This is a genomic window from Enterobacter cloacae complex sp. S2, assembly GCF_015159675.1.
Taxonomy (GTDB): Bacteria; Pseudomonadota; Gammaproteobacteria; order Enterobacterales; family Enterobacteriaceae; genus Enterobacter; species Enterobacter intestinihominis.
Genome location: NZ_JADDTS010000052.1, coordinates 27,008 through 27,438, shown reverse-complemented (window position 1 = coordinate 27,438; position 431 = coordinate 27,008). Strand labels below are relative to the sequence as shown.

The window sequence follows — 431 nt, the reverse complement described above, 5'->3', positions numbered from 1 at the left end:
ATCAACGACCAGACCCTGCGTATGGCCAACAAAGGCCTGACTCGCGATGAGATCGCCGCAGAATTTAAGCTGCCGGAATCGCTCGAGAAACAGTGGGCAAGCCGCGGTTACTACGGCTCCGTTAGCCACGACGTCAAAGCCACTTACGTGTTTTATCTCGGCTGGTTCGACGGCAACCCGGCAACCCTCGACGAGCTGCCGCCTGAACAGGCTGCGAAGAAGTTCGTGCAGTACATGGGCGGCGCTGATGCCATCATGCAGAAAGCCAAAGCGGATTATAAGCAGGGTAATTACCGTTGGGTTGCTCAGGTGGTCAGCAAAGTGGTCTTTGCCGATCCTAACAACCAGGCTGCCCGTAATCTGGAAGCCGACGCGCTTGAGCAGTTAGGTTACCAGGCGGAGGCGGGCACCTGGCGTAACTTCTACCTGAC

Annotated in this window: 1 protein-coding gene; it reads left to right on the top strand. The window is 56.8% G+C overall.

Annotated features, from left to right (window positions below; all coding sequences use genetic code 11):
- On the top strand, window positions 1–431 hold a 431-nt coding region (locus IPZ49_RS23270; RefSeq protein ID WP_305038911.1), incomplete at both ends, for an alkyl sulfatase dimerization domain-containing protein.